A 21,580-nucleotide genomic window follows, 5' to 3' on the forward strand; every position below is an offset into this window, starting at 1 on the left:
AGCAGCTAAATGGTAATGCTGCGCTATGCGGTGTATCGCTTTTTCACGATGCTGCTGACTTTGCTGGTGGTGTCGGTTCTGATCTTCGTGATCATCAACCTGCCACCCGGCGATTATCTGAGCAATCAGATCGCGGAATTGCAGGCTTCGGGCCAATCTGCCGGGGTCGCCAAGGCTGAATTCCTGCGCGCGGAATACGCCCTGGATCGCCCCATATGGGAACAGTACCTGGTCTGGATGGGCTTCTGGCCCGGACCGCACGGGTTTGAGGGCCTTCTTCAGGGTAACTACGGCTGGTCTTTTGAATTCGACCGTCCTGTGGCCGAGATCGTTGGCGATACCCTATGGCTGACTGTTGTGGTCAACCTGGCCGCTATCCTGTTCGTTTACGCCGTTGCCCTACCGCTGGGCGTCCTCGCCGCAGCAAAATCGCGAACCTGGATTGACTATACGTCGGCCTTTGTTGGCTATCTTGGTTTGGCGACGCCCAACTTCCTGCTGGCACTGATCCTGTTCTATTACGGACACCGCTACTTCAACCTGCCCATCGGCGGCCTGATGGACCCATCCTTCGAAGGTCAGCCGATGAGCTGGGAAAAGCTGAAGTCCATTCTTGTCCACCTGATCGTGCCGACTTTCGTCATTGGCACATCTGGCGCCTCTGCCATGATGCAGCGCCTGCGTGCGAACATGCTGGATGAACTGGGCAAACCTTATGTGGAAACGGCCATTGCCAAGGGTATGGCACCATCGCGAATGCTGACAAAGTACCCGCTGCGCGTGGCGTTCAACCCATTTGTTGCAGATATCGGGAACTTGCTGCCGTCGATGGTATCCGGATCGGTACTGGTCTCAGTCGTGCTTGGTCTGCAAACCATCGGCCCGACCTTGCTGACCGCACTCAAGACCCAGGACCAATTTCTGTCTGCCTTCATTCTGATGTTCGTGGCCTTGCTGACCCTGATCGGCACCATGATCTCTGATATCTTGCTGGTCATGCTGGACCCGCGCATTCGGTACGAGGGGCGTGAAGCGTGACCAAACACACCGACGGTCGCTTTGTCGACGATGCACCTTTCGACGCAGATGCCGCCCTGCAACAGTTAGAGCGCGCAGATCTGGACGCACCCAACTGGGTTCTGGTCTGGCGCAAGTTCAAAACCCATAAGCTGGGTTTGATTTCAGGTGTCTTCCTGCTGTTCTGCTACCTGATGCTGCCCTTCGCTGGATTCATCGCCCCCTACGGCCCGAATGAACGAAACGGCGAACACCTTTACGCCCCACCACAAAGCATCAATTGGTTCCACGATGGCTCCTTCATTGGCCCGTATGTCTATCCGATCGTGGCCGAAGCTGATCTTGAAACCTTTCAATGGAAATTTGTGCCCGACACGGAAGACCCTCGCCCGATCCGCTTTTTCTGCGAGGGGACCGAGTACAGGCTTGCAGGTCTTGTGAAATCAGACACCCACCTGTTCTGCGCGCCAGAGGGCGCGACGCTGTTCCTTTGGGGATCCGATCGTCTGGGCCGCGATGTGTTCAGCCGCATTCTATATGGCGCGCAGCTGTCGCTGACTGTCGGCCTGATCGGCATTTCGGTATCGTTCACCCTTGGCATCTTTTTTGGATCAATCGCCGGGTATTTTGGCGGCAAGATCGATTGGGTCATCAACCGCGTGATCGAGGTCTTGCGCTCGCTACCTGAACTGCCGCTCTGGCTTGCTCTATCGGCGGCGGTGCCCTCAAATTGGAGCCCGGTTGCTGTTTTCTTCATCATCTCGATCATCCTCGGGATTCTCGATTGGCCCGGCCTCGCCCGTTCGGTACGCGCGAAATTCTTGTCCCTCAGGGAAGAAGAATACGTCCGCGCCGCCGAGATGATGGGCGCAAGCTCTGGCCGTGTGATCCGCAAGCACCTGCTGCCGAACTTCATGTCTCACCTGATCGCCTCGGCCACGTTGTCGATACCGGCCATGATCCTTGGGGAAACCGCGCTCAGCTTCCTGGGTCTTGGTCTGCGGGCCCCGGCCGTCAGTTGGGGTGTAATGCTGAACGACGCGCAGAACCTGGCCTCGATCGAGATCTACCCCTGGACGGCAATCCCGATGCTGCCGATCATTGTTATCGTGCTGGCATTCAATTTCCTGGGTGACGGGCTGCGTGACAGTCTGGATCCATACCAGCAATGAGCTTGATTTCAGCCCTTCCTGCAACCGACGGATACCGCAAAACGGGCACCGGGGCTTGGTCCAGCGTCTACGCGGTATCTGAACTGGCAACGGCAACCTTTGGCGCGGTGGGTCAGGAACTGGCTCGTCTGATGACGGCGCTGAACCTGCCGCCCAGTGCGCCGGATGTGTCTGTGGATCACCGGCTGGCTTCGCTTTGGTATCAATATTCCTTCAAGCCCAATGGTTGGGAGATGCCTAGTCTCTGGGATGCGGTCGCGGGCGACTACCAGACTGCAGATGGTTGGATCAGGCTGCACACCAACCTACCCCGCCACCGGGCGGCGGCACTAAAAGTTCTTGAAGTCAAAGCAGATCGGGACGCGGTCTCTCAGGCGGTGCGGCGATGGTCCGCCAGCGAGCTGGAATCGGCAATCGTGGCCCAAGGTGGCGTTTCCGCAGCCATGCGCAGCCGGGCAGTGTGGTTAGAGCATCCGCAAGGTCGGGCCGTGTCCCGCGATCCACTGATCGGTTGGCACAGCCCGCGACAGATCAAACTGCGAGATCGATCCGAGGCCACGGCTGAGCGCCCTTTGGCAGGGCTGCGCGTCCTCGACCTGACGCGCGTGCTGGCTGGGCCGGTTTCAACGCGAACCCTCGCCGGTTTTGGTGCTGACGTTCTGCGTGTCGACCCGCCCGGTTGGGACGAGCCCGGTGTCATACCAGACATCTCATTGGGCAAATCCTGCACTTACCTCGATCTGAAATCGCCCTCAGGTTTGGAAAAGCTGCAAGAGTTGCTGTCTCAGGCCGATGTGTTCGTCCACGGGTATCGCCCCGGTGCTTTAGACGCACTCGGCCTGACCAGGGCCAAGCGCGATGAATTGGCCCCAAACCGGGTCGAAGTCACATTGGACGCTTATGGCTGGCAAGGCCCATGGGCCGCGCGGCGCGGGTTCGACAGCCTCGTTCAGATGAGCGCGGGTATAGCGGATGCAGGCCGTGACTGGGCAAATGCGGATAAACCGACACCATTGCCGGTTCAGGCGCTGGATCATGCAACCGGCTATCTGATGGCCGCCGCTGTGCTATCCGCCTTGGCTGAGGCTGCCTCAGGGAACGCTATCATGCTGGGTCAGCTCTCTCTCGCACGCACGGCCGAGTTGTTGGCCATTCTCGGCAAGTCCGACACGAAAGAGGTCATTACCGGTGCCAACCCGTCAGACTACAGCCAAGCTCTCGAAGACTCTGGCTGGGGCTCCGGTCACCGCCTGAAACCTGCTCTGACCGTTGGCGACGCCAAGATGTTCTGGGACAAGCCTGCACCTAAACTAGGCACGTCGGCTCCGGTCTGGGCCACGGCCATCACCTGAGCCAACCGCCGCGCGGTACGCGCGGCCCGGCCCAACGCCTTGGGTCACGTCTCGCCAGAGACGTCACCCAAAGGGGCGGGAGACCCCCCTCAGCGATCGTCCCCACCCGGGCCGATATCGTCCAGATAATCCTCGTCAATCGCCGCCTGCACCGCACCCGTCACAGCTTCGCGCTGCTTGGGTGTCAGATCCTCGGGGTCCTTGCCTTCGGCCAGGCGCACGGTGACCTCACGGTGTGCGAACTTGATACCTTCGCGAGCGAACAATTCGCGGATATCCTGATAGACTTTCTTGCGCACCAGCCATTGATCGCCCGGCTTGGTCATGAACTTGACCCGAATGATCATCGCAGAGTCCTGCATTTCGATCACGCCTTGCGACTTCAGCGGTTGGATAAAGTTGTCGCCGATCACCGGGTCACTCAACAACTCTTGACCCAACTTCTTGATCAGCTTGCGCACCTTCTCGACATCGGTGTCATACGTCACCCGTAACGGCAGTTTCATGATCACCCAGTCGCGGGAATAGTTGGTCAGAACCTTGATCTCACCAAAGGGGATGGTGTTCAGCGCGCCCAGATGGTGACGCAGCTGGAACGACCGAACCGAGATCTTTTCGACCGTTCCCTTCACGTCACCGATGTCGATGTATTCACCCTTGCGGAACGCGTCATCCATCAGGAAGAACGCCCCCGAAAAGATATCGCGGACCAATGTCTGCGATCCAAAGCCTACGGCCAGACCCACGACACCAGCACCCGCGAATAGCGGACTGACATTGATACCCAATTCCATCAGGGCAATCAGCGCTATGGTCACAACAACTACGGCCAGAATGGCCCCGCGGAACAAAGGCAACAATGTTGCAAGGCGGCTTTGCCCACCTTCTCCGCCTTCATCGCCCAGCTCAGCCTCACCACCGCCGTCGTCAATCTCCTGCGCGATCTTCGAGTCGATCCCAATGCGGAAGAAATGGAACAGGATGTAACCCATGAAGAGGATCACCATCACGTCCAGCGCCCGCTCGATCGGCAGGTCCTCGCTCCAGCTGGCATCCGGATTCCAGATGACAACCAACGCATACAGACCGACGACAAAAGCCAGAATACCGGCAACCCGCCGCGCCAGATCTTCGTAGGTCAGGATCGAGTGCTTGCGCATCTCGGCCTGCGGCGTTTCGATCGCTTCAACCTCGGCATCCGCCTCATCAGCATCGGCATTCATCGCGTCCAGCTGGTTGTTGCGATTGAAATACCGTTCCAGAAGATAGTTCATGGCCCCATAGGCAACTACGACCGACATGAAGATGGCATAGCTGCTGGCCACGATCGGGATCGAGTTTTGATTTTCCAGCACCAGATCGACGGCCAGTTTGAACCAGCTGAACACCATGTACAGGATCAGCACCGGCGCCCATGCGAATGAGATCAGGCGCAGAATCCACGACACCTGATCCGGTGACCGCCCGCCGCGAATAGCGTTCGAAATGGCGCGGGCATTGAACAGGATCATCAGGACATTGCCGATCGCACCAAACATGGTCAGACCGCCATAGACCAAGGCGTAGACGTTATAGTTCAGCCCAAAATCAGCTACCCAAGTGGCAAATAGCACCACAGTAATGTCGTAGGTCGCCAGCGCCGAAGCCCAGACATACAGGCGTTTTGCGTCACGATCCGAGAAAGGCGGCAAGCGATATTGGCTCAGATATGGCGATAGCACCATGCGCCACAGATCAGACACCGTACGCGACAGGAAGAAGGCGGTAAAAATTGCTGTGACCGTGAACTGGATCGAGATGTCCTCAGCCTCGCCGAAAAACACGAAACCGACGATAAGCGCCATCACCATGGCAAAAATCGTGGCGCCTATCCCCATCAGGAACCGGAACACCAAAAACGGCATCTTCTCGCGATAACCTTGTGGATCTTCCTTGGATCGCGCGACGACGATTCGTTTTGCGATACGCTTGCCGTAGATTTCAATCGACAACCATCGTCCGATCAAAAGGAAGAGAACGTTCCAGAACAGGACCTCGACATAGGTCTGTATTCGGCCATCCGGGCTGGTCTGACGCAGGATGTATTGCACCTCGAAGATCGAATAAGGCAGCGCCTGAAGCCGTGAATTCATCGAGTCACGAAATCTCGAAAACCGCTCCTGCGCTTTCATAAGCTGCGAACCGTCGCCCATCGGATCCCCGGGTACAGCCTCGGGGGTGACACTGTTTTGCTGGCCGGAAGACACGATTTGCCCGGCGCTGTCGATGACGATCACACTGGCCCCGGCTTCGGTGGCGGAACGGATCGCCGTAGCCAGATCGCTTTCGCTGGCTGTGTCCGAGCTGCTGCCCCCGGCTGAGGGATACCCCGGTATCAGAGAGGTCTGCGCAACTGCACCGGTGACCAGCGCCAGAGTAAGGGACCAGATTACAAACGTTAATCCAGCCAGCAATGTTCGTGTCATCGGATATTTTTCCAGTTCGCCATTCGTAACACAGGTTATCGAAGCCCGGTGGCGGGTTCAAATATTCAACCCCCGCAGCCTCAACATCTTATCAAGCCGTGTTCCCCGCACCATGCTGTGAACAGAAGTGTTTGCAACCCGGAAAAAACTGAATATGACCAACCTGACGCTGCCATCATGACGGATGGGCAGGAAATTTGATATAGAACAGGGCGCAGATGCGAAACCCACGGCTAAAATCGAAACAAGCCGGTAACGACTGGTAGGATCAGTGATTTTGCACGCGGCTAAAAAAAATATATACGATACGGGTGCAAGCGCGCGGAGTTGCACCAGAACACTGAATTGGGCAAAGGCATGAGCCTAGGAAGACAAAACGATACAACCGGCCGTGCGCCGCGCATCTTGTTCTACAGCCACGATACGTTCGGGTTGGGTCACTTGCGCCGATCCCGTGCACTGGCTGGTGCGATGACGCAGGCTGACCCATCGGCATCAGCGCTGATCCTGACCGGGTCACCCGTGGCCGGGCGGTTCACCTTTCCGCGTCGCGTCGACCACGTGCGTTTGCCAGGAGTGACCAAACGTTCCGATGGATCTTATGCATCCCAGACAATTGGAATGGGCATCGAGGAAGTGACTGAGCTGCGGGCGGGTCTGATCCAGACGGCGGTTCAGCAATTCGATCCTGACGTCCTTATCGTTGACAAGGAACCAACCGGTTTCCGCAGCGAGCTGTTGCCCACCTTGGAAAATTTGCTGCGGTCCCGCCGCACCAAAATGGTCCTGGGCCTGCGTGACGTTTTGGATGAACCCGAAGTGTTGGCCGCCGAGTGGGAGCGGAAAGAAGCCATTGCAGCAACCGAAAGGTTCTACGACGAAATCTGGGTGTACGGACTACGCTCGATCTATGATCCGACCGAGGGCCTGCCGCTCAGCCCTGCCACGCAGTCGCGTATCCATTGGACTGGTTATTTGCGCCGTGATCTTGGGCCGATAGGCGATCCGCCGGAACAACCTTACATCCTGATTACGCCGGGCGGCGGCGGTGACGGCAAAGCCATGGTGAACCAGGTTTTGTGCGCCTATGAAAAAGATCCCAACCTGTCACCGCGCGCTGTCCTTGTCTACGGCCCCTTCCTGTCGGGCGAGCTGCGCGACGATTTCGAAACCCGCGTTGCTGCGCTGAATGGTCGGGTCTCGGCTGTTGGCTTTGAATCGCAGATCGAAACGCTGTTTGCCGGCGCTGCGGGTGTGGTCTGCATGGGCGGCTACAATACGTTCTGCGAGGTGCTCTCGTTCGACAAACGCGCCGTCATCGTCCCACGCACGACACCTCGGCTGGAACAGTGGATCCGCGCCTCACGCGCCGAGGGTCTGGGACTTGTCAGAATGCTGGACGAAAACCGTGACGGGTTGACGGCGGACACGATGATTAAGGCTATTCGCAATCTGCCCGATCAGCCATTGCCTTCTCAGGCAATCCGCGACGGCCTGCTGGATGGTCTGGACTATGTCACAAGCCGCGTCGACACGCTGCTTGGTGGGGAACGGGAACGAGCCACCGGATGACGTCAGGAAAACCCAAGCTCGCGGTGCTGGTCAAAGGATGGCCGCGCCTTTCAGAGACGTTTATCGCACAGGAACTGGTCGCCTTGCAGGACGCGGGCCACAGCTTTGACATCTGGTCATTGCGCCACCCGACCGACATCAAACGCCATCCACTGCATGATCGGTTCAAGGGACAGGTCCACTACCTGCCCGAGTACCTGTACGAAGAACCTGATCGCGTCTGGGCCGCGCGCCACATCGCGCAGACCCTGCCCGGCTATACCGAGGCTTATAAGGTCTGGCGCTCTGATCTGCGGCGCGACCCGACACATAACCGCATCCGGCGTTTCGGGCAGGCCTGTGTTCTGGCCGCCGAGTTGCCCGAGGAAACGCAGGTGATGTATGCGCATTTCATGCACACGCCGTCGTCGGTCGCACGCTATGCCGCCATCATGCGCGGCCTGCCCTGGAGCTTTTCGGCACACGCCAAAGACATCTGGACGTCACCCGACTGGGAGAAAGCCGAAAAATTGCAGGCCAGCACGCATGGGGCCGCTTTTGGCGCAACCTGTACTGCAATCGGGGCCGAACACTTGCGCAGTTTGGCCGATGATCCGTCGCGGGTCGATCTGATCTATCACGGCTTGGACCTGAACCGTTTTCCCGACCCGCCGACCCGCGCAGCTCGGGCACCGGACGGGCCGTTTCACATGCTCTCAGTCGGCCGTCTGGTCGAGAAAAAGGGCTTTGATCGCCTGATCGATGCGTTCGCCATGCTACGCAATTCGCTGGATTGGCACTGGACGCATATTGGTGGCGGTGCGCTTGGTGATGCGCTGCGCGAACGGGCTGAGGCCCAGGGTATCGCAGACCGGATCACCTGGAAGGGGGCCTGTGACCAGCCCGAAGTGATCGAGGCGATGCGCGGCTCTGATCTGTTCGTGCTGCCCAGCCGGATCGCGGCTGACGGAGATCGCGACGGGTTGCCAAATGTCCTGATGGAGGCTGCGTCGCAGCTGTTGCCGATCCTGTCAACACCGGTTTCTGCCATTCCGGAATTCATAGAAACCGGGACGCATGGCGTTTTGTCCGACGACAACCCGGCCGCACTTGCCAGCGCGATCACCGAAATCGCCGCTGCTCCAGAGCGAACTGCATCTATGGCCAACGCTGCCTATTCCCGCCTGGTTGCCGAATTCCGCATGGACCCCGGCATTGCCCTGTTGTCCAAACGACTCAGCGCATTGGGCGCGGGCAAAGACTGATGGCCCGCGTCGCCTTTTTCTCACCGATGAAATCTCCGGACAGCCCGGTGCCGTCGGGAGACAGGGAAATGGCGCGCAATCTGATCAGGGCGATCGGGGCGCAGGGCGATGAGGTCAATCTCGTCTCGGAATTGCGCATTTATGACAAAACGGGCGATCCGGCGGTTCAACAACGTCTCTGCTCTGACGCCGATGCCGAATCCCGGCGACTGATCGCGGACATGATCCACGACACGGATTTGTGGGTGACCTATCACAACTACTATAAGGCCCCCGATCTGCTGGGCCCTAAAGTATGCGCCGCTCGGGGCATCCCTTACGCGCAATTGGAAAGCACCCGTGCGACCAGCAGATTGCGCGGCCCTTGGTCCGGCTTTGCGAAAGCCGCACATGATGCCTGCGACGCAGCGGACGTCATTTTCTACCACACGGCCAACGATCTGATCACGCTGGAGCGTGAAAAATTCGAAAATCAGCGTCTGGTCGAATTGCCGCCCTTTTTGCCAATCTCGAGCCTGCCGCCCGTTTCCTCATGTGACGGGCCGATGCTGACAGTGGGAATGATGCGGCATGGCGACAAACTGGCGTCGTACCAGCTGCTGGCGCAGGCCCTGTCGCATTTGAACGGGGATTGGGCTTTGGATATTGCAGGGGATGGACCAGCGCGGGTTGAGATCGAAGACCTTATGACACCGTTTGGCTCGAAGGTCCGGTTTCTTGGGCAGCTGGATCGTGACGCCCTGCAAAACTTATACGCAAATGCGTCCATCTTAGTGTGGCCCGGCGTGAATGAGGCATATGGCATGATTTACCTTGAAGCGCAGGCCAGCGGAGTTCCGGTTGTTGCGCAGAACAGGCCCGGTGTCCGCGATGTTCTGGCGCCGGCCAACTACCCCGAGGTCGAAGCAGGACCCGAAGCGCTTGCCATTAGGCTACAGACGCTGATTGGCGACCCTGCCCTGCGCCGTTCGCTTGGTACGACAGCCCGGGAATACGTGTCCAACCGCCACCTGATGCCCGCAGCAACCGAACGGTTCTGGCAGGCTGCGCGGCCTTTGATCGGAGGCACCGCATGAGCCAACTTGCTCTTTTGCGCCACGGCCACACCCATTGGAACCGCGCTGGCCGTATTCAGGGCCGCAGTAACATTCCGCTGGACGATGACGCGCGCACCGAACTGGCCGGATATGAATTGCCCGAGTTGTGGAACAAGGCAGCGCTCTGGTCCAGCCCCCTGCAGCGCGCCAGCGAAACCGCCGCATTGGTCGCGGGGCGAGAGCCTATGTTGTCCGAAGCCCTAACCGAGATGAACTGGGGCGATTGGGAAGGCAAGCGCGGCGTTGACCTGATTGCAGACGCAGACAGCGGATATCGCCATATCGAGGATTGGGGCTGGGACTATTGCCCGCCGAACGGCGAAAGTCCGGCGGAAGTGCGGGCGCGATTGCAACCCTGGCTGGGCGGTTTGCAGGGCGACACTGTCGCCGTGTGTCACATTGGGATCATGCGCGTCATTCTGGCCTCGGCCTGGGGATGGAACTTTGACGGCTCTGCCCCGTTCAAGATCAAGCGCAACCGACTTTATGTCATTGATCTGGATGGTTTTCAGCCGCAACCCGAACCGGTTCGACTGCTGCGACAAGGCCCCCGCGAATGAAAGTCATGATTGTTGTCACCCACCTGTTGGGCACCGGGCACCTGAGCCGCGCGTTGACGCTGGGCCGTGCCTTTGTCGCGGATGGGCATGATACCTTCGTGGTCTCTGGTGGGATGCCCGCTCCTCAGTTGGACACGACCGGAATGACGCTGTTGGGACTGCCCCCCTTGCGCTCGGATGGCACTGATTTCACCCGTCTTTTGACACAAGCCGGAACGGTAGCGGATGTGGGGTTTTTCGCGGCGCGCAAAACTGCTCTGGTTGAAGCAATTCGCAGCTTTGCACCGGATGTTTTGATCACCGAGCTTTATCCGTTTGGCCGCCGATCCCTGACAGGTGAATTTTCGGCTGCGCTAGAGGCGGCCCGTGATATGCACCCGCGCCCGATAATTCTGGGATCGATCCGGGACATTCTGGCGCCGCCCTCAAAACCCTCAAAGGCCGAGCGGGCAGAGCAGATTGTCGCAGAGCATTACGACGGCATCCTTGTCCATTCGGATCAGAACGTTGTGCCCTTGAACGTCAGTTGGCCTGTGTCTGAGCTGCTGGAGGGCCGCCTGTTTTACACGGGTTTCGTGGCTCCACTGGCCCCAATACCGCACAAGGATGCAATCGGCAAAGGCGAAGTGCTTGTCAGCGCAGGCGGCGGTTCGGTTGGGCAACCGATCTTTCGCGCGGCCATCGAGGCCGCCCGAAAGATGCCGAACAGGCGCTGGCGCCTGTTGGTTGGCGGGCAAGACGCAAAGGCGCGCATTGCAGAATTGCGGAAGCATGTGGAGGGCGCCCCTGTCACTCTGGAAGCGGTGCGGCCCGATTTTCGCCAGATGCTGCCCCACGCGGCGGCTTCGGTCAGCATGTGTGGCTACAATACAGCATTGGATATTCTGCAAGCAGGAACCCCTGCCGTGTTCATTCCATTTGATGATGGCAATGAGGTCGAGCAGAGCCTGCGCGCCCGCACCCTTGCGGAAATGCCAGCCATAGATGTCATCCCAAGCAAAGATTTGAACGGAAATCTGCTGGCCCATGCCGTGGGCCGTGTGATTTCATCGGAACCTCGTCCGGTCTCAGATCAGGGGTTCGACGGCGCTGCGCAATCCGTACGAATCGCCAAAGAACTTTTGGAGCGCCGCGGATGAGTGTGGACTGGCGCAGTTTGACGGATGAGCTGGAACTCTGGCGTCAACAAGGACTGGCGCTGCCTTTGTGGTGGCGCGACGATGATGCGGTTTCCACAACGCCGCAGCTTGATCGCTTGACCGCGATGTCAGACCACCTTGGGGTGCCCGTTCATCTGGCCATCATCCCCCGCAATGCCGAGGACGTACTGGTCGAATTTGTAACTGCCCGGCCAAACCTGATCCCAGTCGTGCACGGATGGGCTCATCAGAACCACGCACCACCCGATGAAAAGAAATCCGAATTCCGCCTGCACCGGCCCATGGACGATATCACTGGGGAGATCGGCATTGGGATATCGCGGCTGCGCACCCTGTTTGCAGATCGATTGTGCCCGATGTTCGTGCCGCCATGGAACCGCATAGCGCCAGAGGTGGTGCAGGAATTGCCCGCAGCGGGGTATCGCATCTTATCGACCGCCACGCCACGGTCCAGCCCTCAGGCAGCGCCTGGATTGGCCCAGATCAACACGCATCTGGATCCAATCGACTGGCGCGGATCACGCGGGCTGGCCGACCCGGACATGTTGATCGCCAAAACCACTCAGCTGCTGCAGGATCGCCGCGAGGGTCGCGCAGATAACGCCGAACCCTTTGGCATCTTGACCCACCATCTGGTTCATGATGAGGACATCTGGACCTATACCCACGACCTGCTGAACCGGCTGCTGGACGGGCCGGGCTTTGTCTGGTCCGCCCCCCAAGCCGACTGAAAACGGAGATCTGAATGAGCCGACTGGATTCCATGCTGCGCCGCCTGACCGCACAACGCGACGGTTTGAATTGGGCGGTCGACCAAGTCTCGGACATGGCGGGCGACGTTCTGGATATGGGTCTTGGAAACGGGCGCACTTATGATCACCTGCGGGAAATTCTACCGGATCGGAGAATTTGGGTCATGGACCGCGTGCTTCAGTGCCATCCGTCCAGCACACCGCCAGCAGAGGATTTTTTGCAGGGTGAGGCCGAGCCGATGCTGCAGAAGCTGGCAGAAGGTGGACCTAGGATCGCTTTCGGTCACTACGATTTCGGGCGCGGCGTTAAGGAAGAGGACGTGGCCGAAGCGGCGCGTCTCAGCCCCTTTATCGCGCAGGTGATGTTGCCCGGCGGACTGTTGATCTCGGGCCAACCGCTTGTCGGCTTTCAGCAGATCAGCGGACCGGACACCATCGCGCCGGACCGTTACTTGTTCTACAGGGCCTGATCAGGCCACGCGCCGTCCGCGCGACCAAACACCATTCAACGCAGGGGTGCCTTCGCGCATCCGGAACCGGATGACGTCGGCACGTGCACCCGCCCGCAGCTCACCACGATCATCCAGCCCAACGACCTCTGCCGGTGTCTTTGTCACGGTTTTCAATCCGCGGGCGAAATCACCCCACATCTCGCCCAGTTTCACAGCAGACAGCAACAATGCGGATGGCACATAATCCGAGGACAGAATGTCGAGATGACCCAGCTGCGCCAATTCATGCGCAGCGACATTGCCGGAATGCGACCCGCCCCGGATCACGTTGGGTGCGCCCATCATCACCTTGATACCGTAGTCTTGGCAGGACTGCGCGGCCTCGACCGTTGTCGGGAACTCGGCAAGGGTGATCCCGTGACCGGCCGATACGCGCACCTGTTCGTCCGTCGTGTCATCATGGCTGGCCAGCATTGCACCAAACCGTTTGGCTGCTTTTACCGTCTCAACCTCGTGCAGATCACCATAGCGGTCGCGCATTGCCTTAAGGTCGGCCACGTGTTGCAGAAATCCATCTCCCTCAAGCCCCAGTTTGCCTTTCAAATAAGCTTCCAGTTTCGACAAATCGCGGAACTGCCGTTGTCCAGGCGTGTGGTCCATCAGTGAGACCAGACCAACACGGTCTTCGGGCCCAAATTCGTTTAGTTCTTCGGCCAGGGTTTCCGAGCAGACCTCGGCCCGCAAATGCAGAAAATGGCTGATCTTCAATGCATCCTGTTCCCGCAACTGCCACAGCTCACGTGACAGACCGCGCGCGTATTTGACATAGCGTTGCCCGGATGGGATCGAGCCTATCCGCATCGCGTCGAATACGGTCGTGATCCCGGTACTGGCCAGTTCGGCATCATGGGCCAGAATTGCGGCGGCATGAGGCCAGTCAACCTTGGGACGTGGCTGAATGTGACGCTCAAGGCTGTCGGTGTGAAGTTCGACCAGACCAGGGCAGACATAATCCCCTTCGCAGTCAATTGCACCAGCGGGAACAGTTGCGCCGGTCGCGACCTCGGCAATCGTATCCCCCACAATCCGAAGGCTGCCCACGACCGTCTCATCGGGAAGAACAAGCGTGGCATTGGCAAGTATCATTTCTTCTGTCATCTGAACTTCACAAGGTTTGAGCTATTGGGAAGGCCACGCATAGGAGGCCAATGTGACATTCACGCGATACGCGATCTATTTTGCGCCACCGGCTCAGGCCGAATGGACAATCTTTGCGACCCAATGGTTGGGCTGGGACATGGAAGCCGGAACTGAAGTTGCGCATCCTGTCATTGACGGCGTGGACGTCGCAGCCTCGACCGATGTTCCGCGCAAATACGGTCTTCACGCGACGTTGAAGCCGCCGTTTCGCCTGAACAAGGGACAATCTCTGATCGACTTGCAAGACGCCTGTGAACGGTTGGCCGGAACACAACCGCCCGTCACGCTGGACGGGTTCGAGATCGCCCGGCTGGGTCGTTTTCTGGCCCTGCGGCCGGTAGGTAATACCGACTCGCTGAACGCGCTTGCAGCGGCTTGCGTCCGCGAACTTGACAGCTTTCGCGCCCCCGCGTCCGCCGCAGAACTGGACCGCCGACGTGCCTCGGGCCTGACGCCGGAACAGGACGCCAACTTGCTGCGTTGGGGTTACCCTTACGTGATGGACACGTTCCGCTTTCACATCACCCTCAGCGGAAAACTGGACAAACCCACGCTGAAAACCGTTCAGGCCGCATTGGAGGACCATCTGGTCCCCCTGCTGCCCGCCCCCTGTCAGATCAAGGATCTGGCTCTTATGGGCGAAGCCGAGGATGGGAAGTTTCATCTGATCCATCGCTACGCCCTTTCCGGTTGAAGCCCGGCAAGGATCGCATCAATCGTAACTTCCAACGGCCCGGAGTTATCAATTTCGATCACGCGGTTCAGCCCGTCGGGCAAGGGCATACCAGCCCGTCCCAAACGACGCGCCTGATCAGAGGCGCTTTCCCGCCCGCGTACAGAGAGGCGCTGCGCCAGCACCTCAGGGTCCGCTGTCAGCGAAATCACGATCAGGTCGCCAAAAACCACCTGCGCGTTCAACAAAACCGAACGGGACAGATTGACCAACAGCGCATTCGCCGTTTGCCGTTGGGCTGCAATCTCAATCGGGATGCCATAGTGCAGCCCATGCGCGCTCCAGTGCAACGCAAAGGCTCCATCCAGCACCATCTGCTCGAAGATTTCAATCGACACCCGGTCGAAATCTTCGCCTTCTTCGCCTTCGGGTCGGGTAATCACCCGGCGAACCCGCAGAATACCTGGCGACCGCGCGACCAACGCCTTCATGACGCTGTCTTTGCCGACACCTGACGGACCAACAACGGCTATGACCGGCGCAAGGCTCACGCGACCATCCCCGGGGTGAATTCAGACACGTTGATCTCGCGATCACAGACCCGGCTGCGTGCTTCGATATCGTGGAAAATGCCAACAATCGCCGCGCCGCGTTCTTTGGCCTCTTCGATCAAAGACAGCACCGTTTCGCGATTTTGCGCATCCAGTGAGGCAGTCGGTTCGTCCAACAGCATCGCAGGGTAATCATGCGCAAACCCACGTGCGATGTTCACCCGCTGCTGCTCACCGCCCGAAAAAGTGGTCGGGCTCAGGCTCCATAGTCTTTCGGGAATGTTCAACCGCCGCAACAAACCCGCCGCCTTGTCCAGCGCCGCTTGCTTGTCGCAGCCAACGGCCAACAGCGGCTCGGCCACCACCTCAAGCGTCGGCACTCTGGGGACCACACGCAAGAACTGACTGACATAGCCGAGCGTCTCGCGCCGCAAAGCCAGAATTTCGCGCGGTTCGGCCTTGGCGACGTCCAGACCACCGACAAGGACCCGGCCTGATGCGGCCAGATAATTTCCATAGACCACCCGCATCAGTGTTGATTTCCCTGCGCCTGAAGCCCCGGTCAGGGCGACGCATTCACCTGCGGCGACATTCAGAGATGCACCCTGCATCACCGGAATTACGGCACTACCCTGATTGTGCAGGGTAAAGCTCTTGCTGACATTGATAAGCTCAATCATAGCACTTCATCTTTTTCCAAATACTCAAACCTGCAGAACGCTGGACACGAGCAACTGCGTGTAGGCATGTTGCGGATCGTCCAGAACCTGATCGGTCAACCCGGCCTCAACCACTTGACCGCTTTTCATCACCATCAGTCGATCCGCCAGCAGGCGTACGACGGCGAGGTCATGGGTGACGATGATCGCGCTCAACCCCATCTCACGCACCAACCCGCGCAGCAGATCCAGCAGACGCGCCTGAACGGAAACATCCAGCCCGCCCGTTGGTTCATCCATGAACACGAGGCGCGGCCCTGTGACCAGATTGCGGGCAATCTGCAATCGCTGCTGCATCCCGCCAGAGAAGGCGGACGGACGGTCATCCACACGAGATTCCTCAATCTCAACCCGGCCCAGCCAGTCGATCGCACGGTCCCGGATGTCGCCATAGTGGCGATCCCCCACCGCCATCAGACGCTCACCAATATTGCCGCCAGCACTGACCGACATCCGCAGGCCATCGCGCGCATGCTGATGTACAAAGGCCCAGTCCGTACGGCTTAGCATCCGACGTTCCGGTTCGGACATGGTGACCGTATCCACTGGACCATCAGCGCGTGTGTCAAAAATCACCTGCCCCGCATCGGGTTCCAGATGACCGGCCATGCAATTCAACAGCGTCGACTTGCCCGATCCGCTTTCACCCACGATCCCCATTACTTCTCCAGGGAAGAGATCAAAACTCACATCCGAGCACCCGATCCGCGCGCCATAGCGCTTTTCGATGCCTTTGACCTGCAATAAGGGGGTCATGCCGCATTCTCCTCGGCCAGTTGGCCAACATGGCCCGCCTCGCGGCGTGACCGGCAATAATCGGTGTCGGAACAGACGAACATCCGGTTGCCTGCATCATCCATGATCACTTCGTCGAGATAGCTATCCTCTGCCCCACAAAGATCGCATGGGTGATCGGCCTTGGTGGCCTCAAACGGGTAATCCTCGAAATCCAGACTGACGACCTTGGTATGCGGCGGAACCGCGTAAATCCGCTGTTCACGTCCCGCACCAAACAGCTGGATCGCGTCCATCTCAAGTTTTGGATTGTCGAATTTCGGGATCGGCGACGGATCCATCACGTAGCGGTCCGACACTTTCACCGGATAGGCATATGCGGTCGAAATCGCCCCGTGCTGGCTGATGTCCTCGTACAGCTTCACATGCATCAGCCCATATTCTTCGAGGCTGTGCATCTTGCGGGTCTCGGTCTCACGCGGTTCCAGAAAGCGCAGAGGTTCCGGGATCGGCACCTGATAAACGATGATCTGGTCCTTGCGCAGCTTCGCCTCGGGGATGCGGTGGCGGGTCTGGATGACTGTGGCCTTTTCGGTTTCCTCGGTCGTTTCCACACCTGCCGTGTTCTCAAAAAACTTGCGGATCGACACGGCGTTGGTGGTGTCATCGGCACCCTGATCGATCACTTTAAACGTGTCCTCGGGCATCAATGTAGCGGCTGAAACCTGCACGCCACCGGTGCCCCAGCCATATGGCATCGGCATTTCACGGCTGGCGAATGGCACCTGATAACCGGGCACAGCCAGACCTTTCAGAATGGCGCGCCGGATCATTCGCTTGGTTTGTTCGTCCAAATATGCGAAGTTATACTCATTCATTTTGATGTATCACTTTGTTTTTGGTGTTTTTGTGGACGTATTTCTGTTGGGCGCATTGTTATTGGCGCTATTGGTGTATCTTTTCTTTCACTCTCGTCATGCGAAGCGACGACGTCGTGCGCAAAAGAGGGATCCAAATGGCGAATGGAGTTCGGTTGGCGCGCGCACGGACTCGCCACCCGGTAGAAACCTGCGACGCCAATAAGGCAGGTTGGTAAAATCCCCAGCTTGGCTTGCCGCCGCGCATATGCGGGCGCTATCCAGTTCATTGATGCCCCCTTTCCTTTGGCTCGACCTTCATTCTGCAGCCTCTTTCGGCTGCATCCGTTCTTCGGCTTCGCGTCGTAGTTTGCGAACCAGTTCCAGCTCGGACTGGAAATCCACGTAGTGCGGCAGCTTGATATGCTCGAGGAAACCCGTCGCCTGAATGTTGTCCGCGTGGCTGAGCACGAATTCCTCGTCCTGCGCGGGTGCGCCCAGATTGTCTTCGCCCAACTCTTCCCAACGCAGGGCGCGATCCACCAAAGCCATCGCGATGGATTTCCGTTCAGACTGACCAAACACCAAACCATAGCCACGGGTGAATTGCGGGGGTTCCGTCTTGGAACCTTTGAACTGGTTCACCGTCTCGCATTCGGTCAATTCGATTTCGCCGATGTCGATGGCGAAACCCAGTTCCGGGATGTCCATTTCCACTGCGACCTTACCGATCCGCAACTCACCGACGAATGCGTGGTTACGGGCGTAACCGCGTTGCGTTGAATAGGCCATGCCCAGTACAAACCCCTCATCCCCGCGGGTCAGGGATTGCAGACGCAGGGGGCGGTTCGACGGAAACTCCATCGGTTCGCGGGTCAGATCACCCGGGGTGGTGTCACTGGCGGGTTCATCCTGAATGATGTCCTCGCCCTTCAGGAACTCAGTGATATGCGGCGTCGCCTCGGTGCGGGGTTGCGCCGTAGGCGCAGCCGGAACCTCACCTTCTGCGGCCAGTTTGAAGTCCAGCAAGCGGTGTGTGTAATCAAAGGTTGGCCCCAGCACCTGCCCGCCCGGCGCATCCTTGAACGTGGCCGAAATCCGGCGATCACACGCCATCTCATCAGTCTTGACGGGGTTCGAATAGCCAAATCGCGGCAATGTCGTCCGGTAGGCTCGGATCAGAAAGATCGCTTCGATCAGATCACCGCGCGACTGCTTGATAGCCAGGGCCGCCAAATCGGGGTCGTACAACGACCCCTCGGCCATCACCCGATTGACCGCCAAACCCAGCTGTTCGCGGATCTGGACGATGCTCAGTTCATCAATGTCGGTTGCGCCGCGTCTTTCTTCCGCCAACCAGGCATGTGCGTTTTCGATAGCCGTCTCGCCACCCTTGACTGCAACATACATTGCCTAGGCCTCCACACTGATTTGGGAACTGCGAGGCAGGGCCGCCACCCGGTCGCCGCAGGTAAAAAAGAAGTCACATCCAAGCGGGTACAAAGCCGAGTTGGCCTGCAATGCCAGGGCATTCGGCAAGGATAGCCGCGCAGTGTCTTTGATCCCCGGACCACTTAGAATGGCACCTGCTTGTTGCAGCGCGTCACATTCAACAATCAAGGTGGCCGAGCGATCTGGGTATTCTGCGGTACCGATACGAAATGATCCCAGTGGGCTGAGCTCGGCCCAAGTCCCTACGGCGAAATCTGCTACAGCAGCCTGTGAAATGGGCGCACCTGTGTGAAAGGTCAGCCACTCGCGCACCCCATAGTTGTTGAACGCGCCCGCCAGATGGACCTTTGTCTCGGGGTCACACAAAGTCAGCAGCAAGGTTCCCGCTGCGATCGACAGGGGCTTTGGCGGTTGCGCACCCTTCAGATCACGGATTTCTCCGGGCTGGGCCATTACGGTCATGGCGGCGCGGAATGCATGCGCGGCCTGGACCGGTGCATTCTGAAAACCCCCGGAAAATTGGGTCTGCGCCGTCATGTGTCCTCTCCCCTTACCATGGTGAAAAACTCGACCTTCGTCGCTGCGGCTTTGGAGGCGCGATCTGTTCTGGCGGACTGCATCTGACCCTTGAGCGGCGCGATCACTTGGTCATGAACCGCACCCGCAGCCGAGGTCTGCATCAAGGCATCAATCAACGCGGCCGCCTGGGCCTTGGGCTTGGACCGGCCCTGCACGTATCCATGCCCAACCGTTCCATCCTGCAGCACCAGAGAACACCGCGTGACGGTCATTTCGCCAAGGTTGAACCGAGCGCCAGTGCCACCAGTGCGCCCGCGCACCATGACGCCGCCCACTTCGGGGCTGCGCAGCCATTCAAAGTGCGGGCATCCTTCGTACTTATCCCAGAGGGGCATCAGCGCGCTTTCAGGCGCACGCGCCAGCAGGCCCATCCAGTCCTGCCGCGTCGCCTTAGAATTATTTGTTTGATCGGTCATCAAAGCCTCTTGGCCGGGTTGTCTACATGATCTATACAACTAGACAAATACTACATCCCGATGCCTGGGCTGGCAATCCGCAACCTTGTGAAGATTTAATGACATGAGAAAAACACCCGTCTGGAAAAGCATCGCCCTGAACCTGACATCCGACATTGCAGAAGGTCGGTACAACACCGGCGACCGCCTGCCGACCGAGGCGCAATTGGCGGCAAAACACGGGGTCAACCGCCATACGGTACGGCGCGCGTTGTCGGATCTGGCGGACCAAGGTCTGGTGCATGCCCGTCGCGGCGCCGGTGTCTTTGTCGCGGCCCGTCCGACCGATTATGCCATCGGCAAGCGCGTCCGATACCACAAGAGCATCTCGGCCAGCGGTAAGATTCCCGGCAAAAAGATACTTACGCTCACAACGCGCGCCGCAGATGAAACAGAAGCAGAGGCCCTGGAGATCGCTTCAGGCGACCAGGTACACGTATATGACGGACTGTCTCTGGCGGATGGGCAGCCAATCGGGCTGTTCCAAAGTGTCTTTCCCGCGGACCGCTTGCCCGGCATTCTTGAGGCGCTATCCGAGACAGAATCGGTAACGAAGGCTTTGCAGCACTGCGGTGTTAAGGATTACACCCGCATCTCAACCCGCCTGAATGCGCGCGCGGCGACGGCAACACAGGCCCTGCACCTGCGACTGACCGAAGGTGCGCCTGTTCTGTATTCCGTCGGCATAAACGCAGATCCCAATGGTCTGCCGGTTGAATTCGGGCGAACCGTATTTGCCGGAGATCGGGTCACCCTGACCCTGAACGAGGACTAATCCGTAACGACCCTCCCGCCCGTCTCGACCTCCTGACTGAGGTCTCATCCCGTTGGTCATAGACGATGCGGGTGCGGGCACAGAAGGTTTCGGTTCTTGCCTATTCAAGTTGGCTCGTATTTTTCCAAGAATGCCTCGGCGCCCAATGTTCGGAAATCCGGCAGGGCCGCACGTAGACGGGAATTGTCCCAATCCCACCAGGCCAGGTCCATCATGCGCTCGGCCACGCCAACCGGATACCGGGTACGGATCGGTTTGGCGGTCACGCCGCCTACAATTGTATAGGGCGCTACATCCTTAGTGACGACAGACCCCGAAGCAACCACCGCGCCGTGCCCGATGGTCACTTCAGGTTTGATAATTGCCGCATGCCCAATCCAAGTATCATGGCCGATCCGGGCGACGCGACTGGCGCGATGTTTGAACCAATCCGCGTCATCCTCGGCATCATCCCAGTAATCTGCCGAACGATACAGGAAGTGATGCAATGACGCCTTCTCCATCGGATGATCTGTCGCGCCGATCCGAGTGAAACTGGCGATATTGGCGAACTTCCCGATCTCGGCATTCGCAATGTCACAGGTCCGGTCGCAATACGAATAGTCGCCGAAAGCAGAATTCACAACGCGGCTTCCCGCACCAATTTCGACAAATTCGCCGAAGGAACTACTCGAGATTTGGCAATCAGGATGGATAAACGGTTGGTCGGAACGCAGTCGTGCCATTGTTTTGTAGTCCTTA

23 protein-coding genes are annotated in these 21,580 nt (G+C 58.7%); 12 read left to right on the forward strand and 11 right to left on the reverse strand.

Features of this window, described 5'->3' with window-relative positions; all coding sequences use genetic code 11:
• Window positions 1–9: 9 nt before the first annotated feature.
• The 3 genes from AC2FLJ_RS17000 to AC2FLJ_RS17010 are packed head-to-tail and all read left to right on the forward strand — an operon-like array spanning window position 10 to window position 3,541.
• Window positions 10–1,038 carry an ABC transporter permease gene (locus AC2FLJ_RS17000; RefSeq protein ID WP_108860926.1) on the forward strand — a complete coding sequence of 343 codons (1,029 nt, stop codon included), beginning with the start codon at window positions 10–12 and terminating at the stop codon, window positions 1,036–1,038.
• Window positions 1,035–2,189 (forward strand): ABC transporter permease, encoded by a 1,155-nt coding sequence (locus AC2FLJ_RS17005; protein ID WP_058279438.1) that lies wholly within the window; start codon window positions 1,035–1,037, stop codon window positions 2,187–2,189. The genes AC2FLJ_RS17000 and AC2FLJ_RS17005 overlap by 4 nt, the downstream gene beginning before the upstream one ends.
• Window positions 2,186–3,541, forward strand: a complete 1,356-nt coding sequence (locus tag AC2FLJ_RS17010; protein WP_496706859.1) for a CoA transferase — start codon at window positions 2,186–2,188, stop codon at window positions 3,539–3,541. Before AC2FLJ_RS17005 ends, AC2FLJ_RS17010 begins: the two co-directional genes overlap by 4 nt.
• 89 nt (window positions 3,542–3,630) lie before the next feature.
• On the opposite strand, the gene AC2FLJ_RS17015 is transcribed toward AC2FLJ_RS17010, so the two are convergent.
• The gene (locus tag AC2FLJ_RS17015; protein WP_496699730.1) at window positions 3,631–6,006 is read right to left on the reverse strand and encodes a mechanosensitive ion channel domain-containing protein; all 2,376 of its coding nucleotides are present in this window, start codon (window positions 6,004–6,006) and stop codon (window positions 3,631–3,633) included.
• A gap of 357 nt (window positions 6,007–6,363) precedes the next feature.
• On the opposite strand from AC2FLJ_RS17015, the gene AC2FLJ_RS17020 reads away from it, so the two are divergent.
• From AC2FLJ_RS17020 to AC2FLJ_RS17050, 7 genes are read left to right on the forward strand one after another with little or no spacing between them, the layout of a single operon-like run.
• On the forward strand, window positions 6,364–7,578 hold the full coding sequence (locus AC2FLJ_RS17020) for a glycosyltransferase family protein (RefSeq protein WP_496699731.1): 1,215 nt from the start codon (window positions 6,364–6,366) through the stop codon (window positions 7,576–7,578).
• Window positions 7,575–8,822, forward strand: a complete 1,248-nt coding sequence (locus tag AC2FLJ_RS17025) for a glycosyltransferase family 4 protein (RefSeq protein ID WP_496699732.1) — start codon at window positions 7,575–7,577, stop codon at window positions 8,820–8,822. Before AC2FLJ_RS17020 ends, AC2FLJ_RS17025 begins: the two co-directional genes overlap by 4 nt.
• The gene (locus tag AC2FLJ_RS17030) at window positions 8,822–9,898 is read left to right on the forward strand and encodes a glycosyltransferase family 4 protein (RefSeq protein WP_496699733.1); all 1,077 of its coding nucleotides are present in this window, start codon (window positions 8,822–8,824) and stop codon (window positions 9,896–9,898) included. Before AC2FLJ_RS17025 ends, AC2FLJ_RS17030 begins: the two co-directional genes overlap by 1 nt.
• Complete coding sequence (locus tag AC2FLJ_RS17035) at window positions 9,895–10,479, forward strand: histidine phosphatase family protein (protein WP_496706862.1); 585 nt, start codon at window positions 9,895–9,897, stop codon at window positions 10,477–10,479. The genes AC2FLJ_RS17030 and AC2FLJ_RS17035 overlap by 4 nt, the downstream gene beginning before the upstream one ends.
• Entirely contained in the window at window positions 10,476–11,618 is a 1,143-nt protein-coding gene (locus tag AC2FLJ_RS17040) for a glycosyltransferase family protein (protein ID WP_496699734.1), read from the forward strand. Before AC2FLJ_RS17035 ends, AC2FLJ_RS17040 begins: the two co-directional genes overlap by 4 nt.
• A complete protein-coding gene (locus tag AC2FLJ_RS17045; protein WP_282120753.1) occupies window positions 11,615–12,370 on the forward strand; it encodes a polysaccharide deacetylase family protein in 756 nt (251 codons plus the stop codon). Before AC2FLJ_RS17040 ends, AC2FLJ_RS17045 begins: the two co-directional genes overlap by 4 nt.
• Window positions 12,371–12,384: 14 nt before the next feature.
• Window positions 12,385–12,861 (forward strand): class I SAM-dependent methyltransferase, encoded by a 477-nt coding sequence (locus AC2FLJ_RS17050; protein WP_496699735.1) that lies wholly within the window; start codon window positions 12,385–12,387, stop codon window positions 12,859–12,861.
• Here AC2FLJ_RS17050 and AC2FLJ_RS17055 read toward each other — a convergent pair whose 3' ends face one another.
• A complete protein-coding gene (locus tag AC2FLJ_RS17055; protein WP_496706865.1) occupies window positions 12,862–14,001 on the reverse strand; it encodes an alpha-D-ribose 1-methylphosphonate 5-triphosphate diphosphatase in 1,140 nt (379 codons plus the stop codon).
• A 52-nt stretch (window positions 14,002–14,053) separates the two neighbouring features.
• Between AC2FLJ_RS17055 and AC2FLJ_RS17060 the strand changes: the two genes are divergently transcribed.
• Entirely contained in the window at window positions 14,054–14,737 is a 684-nt protein-coding gene (locus AC2FLJ_RS17060; RefSeq protein ID WP_496699737.1) for a DUF1045 domain-containing protein, read from the forward strand.
• Here the strand turns inward: AC2FLJ_RS17060 and AC2FLJ_RS17065 are convergent.
• Genes AC2FLJ_RS17065 through phnG form a run of 8 tightly spaced genes read right to left on the reverse strand, consistent with a single transcriptional unit; the run spans window position 14,719 to window position 20,025 of the window.
• Window positions 14,719–15,267, reverse strand: a complete 549-nt coding sequence (locus AC2FLJ_RS17065; RefSeq protein WP_496699738.1) for a ribose 1,5-bisphosphate phosphokinase PhnN — start codon at window positions 15,265–15,267, stop codon at window positions 14,719–14,721. The two genes, AC2FLJ_RS17060 and AC2FLJ_RS17065, sit on opposite strands and share 19 nt — an antisense overlap.
• Entirely contained in the window at window positions 15,264–15,947 is a 684-nt protein-coding gene (phnL, locus tag AC2FLJ_RS17070; protein WP_496706868.1) for a phosphonate C-P lyase system protein PhnL, read from the reverse strand. Before phnL ends, AC2FLJ_RS17065 begins: the two co-directional genes overlap by 4 nt.
• A 24-nt stretch (window positions 15,948–15,971) precedes the next feature.
• Window positions 15,972–16,742, reverse strand: coding sequence for a phosphonate C-P lyase system protein PhnK (gene phnK, locus AC2FLJ_RS17075; protein WP_496706870.1), 771 nt, complete (start codon window positions 16,740–16,742; stop codon window positions 15,972–15,974).
• Window positions 16,739–17,599 (reverse strand): alpha-D-ribose 1-methylphosphonate 5-phosphate C-P-lyase PhnJ, encoded by an 861-nt coding sequence (locus AC2FLJ_RS17080; RefSeq protein ID WP_496699740.1) that lies wholly within the window; start codon window positions 17,597–17,599, stop codon window positions 16,739–16,741. Before AC2FLJ_RS17080 ends, phnK begins: the two co-directional genes overlap by 4 nt.
• The gene (locus tag AC2FLJ_RS17085) at window positions 17,596–17,868 is read right to left on the reverse strand and encodes a hypothetical protein (RefSeq protein WP_496699741.1); all 273 of its coding nucleotides are present in this window, start codon (window positions 17,866–17,868) and stop codon (window positions 17,596–17,598) included. The genes AC2FLJ_RS17080 and AC2FLJ_RS17085 overlap by 4 nt, the downstream gene beginning before the upstream one ends.
• Window positions 17,869–17,896: 28 nt before the next feature.
• Window positions 17,897–18,988 carry a carbon-phosphorus lyase complex subunit gene (locus AC2FLJ_RS17090; protein ID WP_496706872.1) on the reverse strand — a complete coding sequence of 364 codons (1,092 nt, stop codon included), beginning with the start codon at window positions 18,986–18,988 and terminating at the stop codon, window positions 17,897–17,899.
• Between the two features lie 3 nt (window positions 18,989–18,991).
• The gene (gene phnH, locus AC2FLJ_RS17095; RefSeq protein ID WP_496699743.1) at window positions 18,992–19,567 is read right to left on the reverse strand and encodes a phosphonate C-P lyase system protein PhnH; all 576 of its coding nucleotides are present in this window, start codon (window positions 19,565–19,567) and stop codon (window positions 18,992–18,994) included.
• Complete coding sequence (phnG, locus tag AC2FLJ_RS17100) at window positions 19,564–20,025, reverse strand: phosphonate C-P lyase system protein PhnG (RefSeq protein WP_496699744.1); 462 nt, start codon at window positions 20,023–20,025, stop codon at window positions 19,564–19,566. Before phnG ends, phnH begins: the two co-directional genes overlap by 4 nt.
• A gap of 103 nt (window positions 20,026–20,128) precedes the next feature.
• Here phnG and phnF point away from each other — a divergent pair, with 103 nt between their 5' ends.
• On the forward strand, window positions 20,129–20,839 hold the full coding sequence (gene phnF / locus AC2FLJ_RS17105; protein ID WP_496706875.1) for a phosphonate metabolism transcriptional regulator PhnF: 711 nt from the start codon (window positions 20,129–20,131) through the stop codon (window positions 20,837–20,839).
• A gap of 104 nt (window positions 20,840–20,943) precedes the next feature.
• Here phnF and AC2FLJ_RS17110 read toward each other — a convergent pair whose 3' ends face one another.
• Window positions 20,944–21,564: an LbetaH domain-containing protein gene (locus AC2FLJ_RS17110; protein WP_496699746.1), complete on the reverse strand. Its 621-nt coding sequence runs from the start codon at window positions 21,562–21,564 to the stop codon at window positions 20,944–20,946.
• Between the last annotated feature and the right edge of the window lie 16 nt (window positions 21,565–21,580).

The sequence above is a fragment of the Ruegeria sp. CDSA034 genome (assembly GCF_059612275.1).

What these genes read in the sequence shown, in the direction of transcription:
- AC2FLJ_RS17035 (WP_496706862.1), top strand. Translation starts at nt 9,895, where the DNA reads ATGAGCCAACTTGCTCTTTTGCGCCACGGCCACACCCATTGGAACCGC.
- AC2FLJ_RS17015 (WP_496699730.1), bottom strand. Translation starts at nt 6,006, where the DNA reads ATGACACGAACATTGCTGGCTGGATTAACGTTTGTAATCTGGTCCCTT.
- AC2FLJ_RS17055 (WP_496706865.1), bottom strand. Translation starts at nt 14,001, where the DNA reads ATGACAGAAGAAATGATACTTGCCAATGCCACGCTTGTTCTTCCCGAT.
- AC2FLJ_RS17010 (WP_496706859.1), top strand. Translation starts at nt 2,186, where the DNA reads ATGAGCTTGATTTCAGCCCTTCCTGCAACCGACGGATACCGCAAAACG.
- AC2FLJ_RS17000 (WP_108860926.1), top strand. Translation starts at nt 10, where the DNA reads ATGGTAATGCTGCGCTATGCGGTGTATCGCTTTTTCACGATGCTGCTG.
- AC2FLJ_RS17020 (WP_496699731.1), top strand. Translation starts at nt 6,364, where the DNA reads ATGAGCCTAGGAAGACAAAACGATACAACCGGCCGTGCGCCGCGCATC.
- phnL (WP_496706868.1), bottom strand. Translation starts at nt 15,947, where the DNA reads ATGATTGAGCTTATCAATGTCAGCAAGAGCTTTACCCTGCACAATCAG.
- phnF (WP_496706875.1), top strand. Translation starts at nt 20,129, where the DNA reads ATGAGAAAAACACCCGTCTGGAAAAGCATCGCCCTGAACCTGACATCC.
- AC2FLJ_RS17050 (WP_496699735.1), top strand. Translation starts at nt 12,385, where the DNA reads ATGAGCCGACTGGATTCCATGCTGCGCCGCCTGACCGCACAACGCGAC.
- AC2FLJ_RS17045 (WP_282120753.1), top strand. Translation starts at nt 11,615, where the DNA reads ATGAGTGTGGACTGGCGCAGTTTGACGGATGAGCTGGAACTCTGGCGT.
- AC2FLJ_RS17040 (WP_496699734.1), top strand. Translation starts at nt 10,476, where the DNA reads ATGAAAGTCATGATTGTTGTCACCCACCTGTTGGGCACCGGGCACCTG.
- phnG (WP_496699744.1), bottom strand. Translation starts at nt 20,025, where the DNA reads ATGACCGATCAAACAAATAATTCTAAGGCGACGCGGCAGGACTGGATG.
- AC2FLJ_RS17090 (WP_496706872.1), bottom strand. Translation starts at nt 18,988, where the DNA reads ATGTATGTTGCAGTCAAGGGTGGCGAGACGGCTATCGAAAACGCACAT.
- AC2FLJ_RS17025 (WP_496699732.1), top strand. Translation starts at nt 7,575, where the DNA reads ATGACGTCAGGAAAACCCAAGCTCGCGGTGCTGGTCAAAGGATGGCCG.
- AC2FLJ_RS17080 (WP_496699740.1), bottom strand. Translation starts at nt 17,599, where the DNA reads ATGAATGAGTATAACTTCGCATATTTGGACGAACAAACCAAGCGAATG.
- AC2FLJ_RS17085 (WP_496699741.1), bottom strand. Translation starts at nt 17,868, where the DNA reads ATGAACTGGATAGCGCCCGCATATGCGCGGCGGCAAGCCAAGCTGGGG.
- AC2FLJ_RS17110 (WP_496699746.1), bottom strand. Translation starts at nt 21,564, where the DNA reads ATGGCACGACTGCGTTCCGACCAACCGTTTATCCATCCTGATTGCCAA.
- phnH (WP_496699743.1), bottom strand. Translation starts at nt 19,567, where the DNA reads ATGACGGCGCAGACCCAATTTTCCGGGGGTTTTCAGAATGCACCGGTC.
- AC2FLJ_RS17030 (WP_496699733.1), top strand. Translation starts at nt 8,822, where the DNA reads ATGGCCCGCGTCGCCTTTTTCTCACCGATGAAATCTCCGGACAGCCCG.
- phnK (WP_496706870.1), bottom strand. Translation starts at nt 16,742, where the DNA reads ATGACCCCCTTATTGCAGGTCAAAGGCATCGAAAAGCGCTATGGCGCG.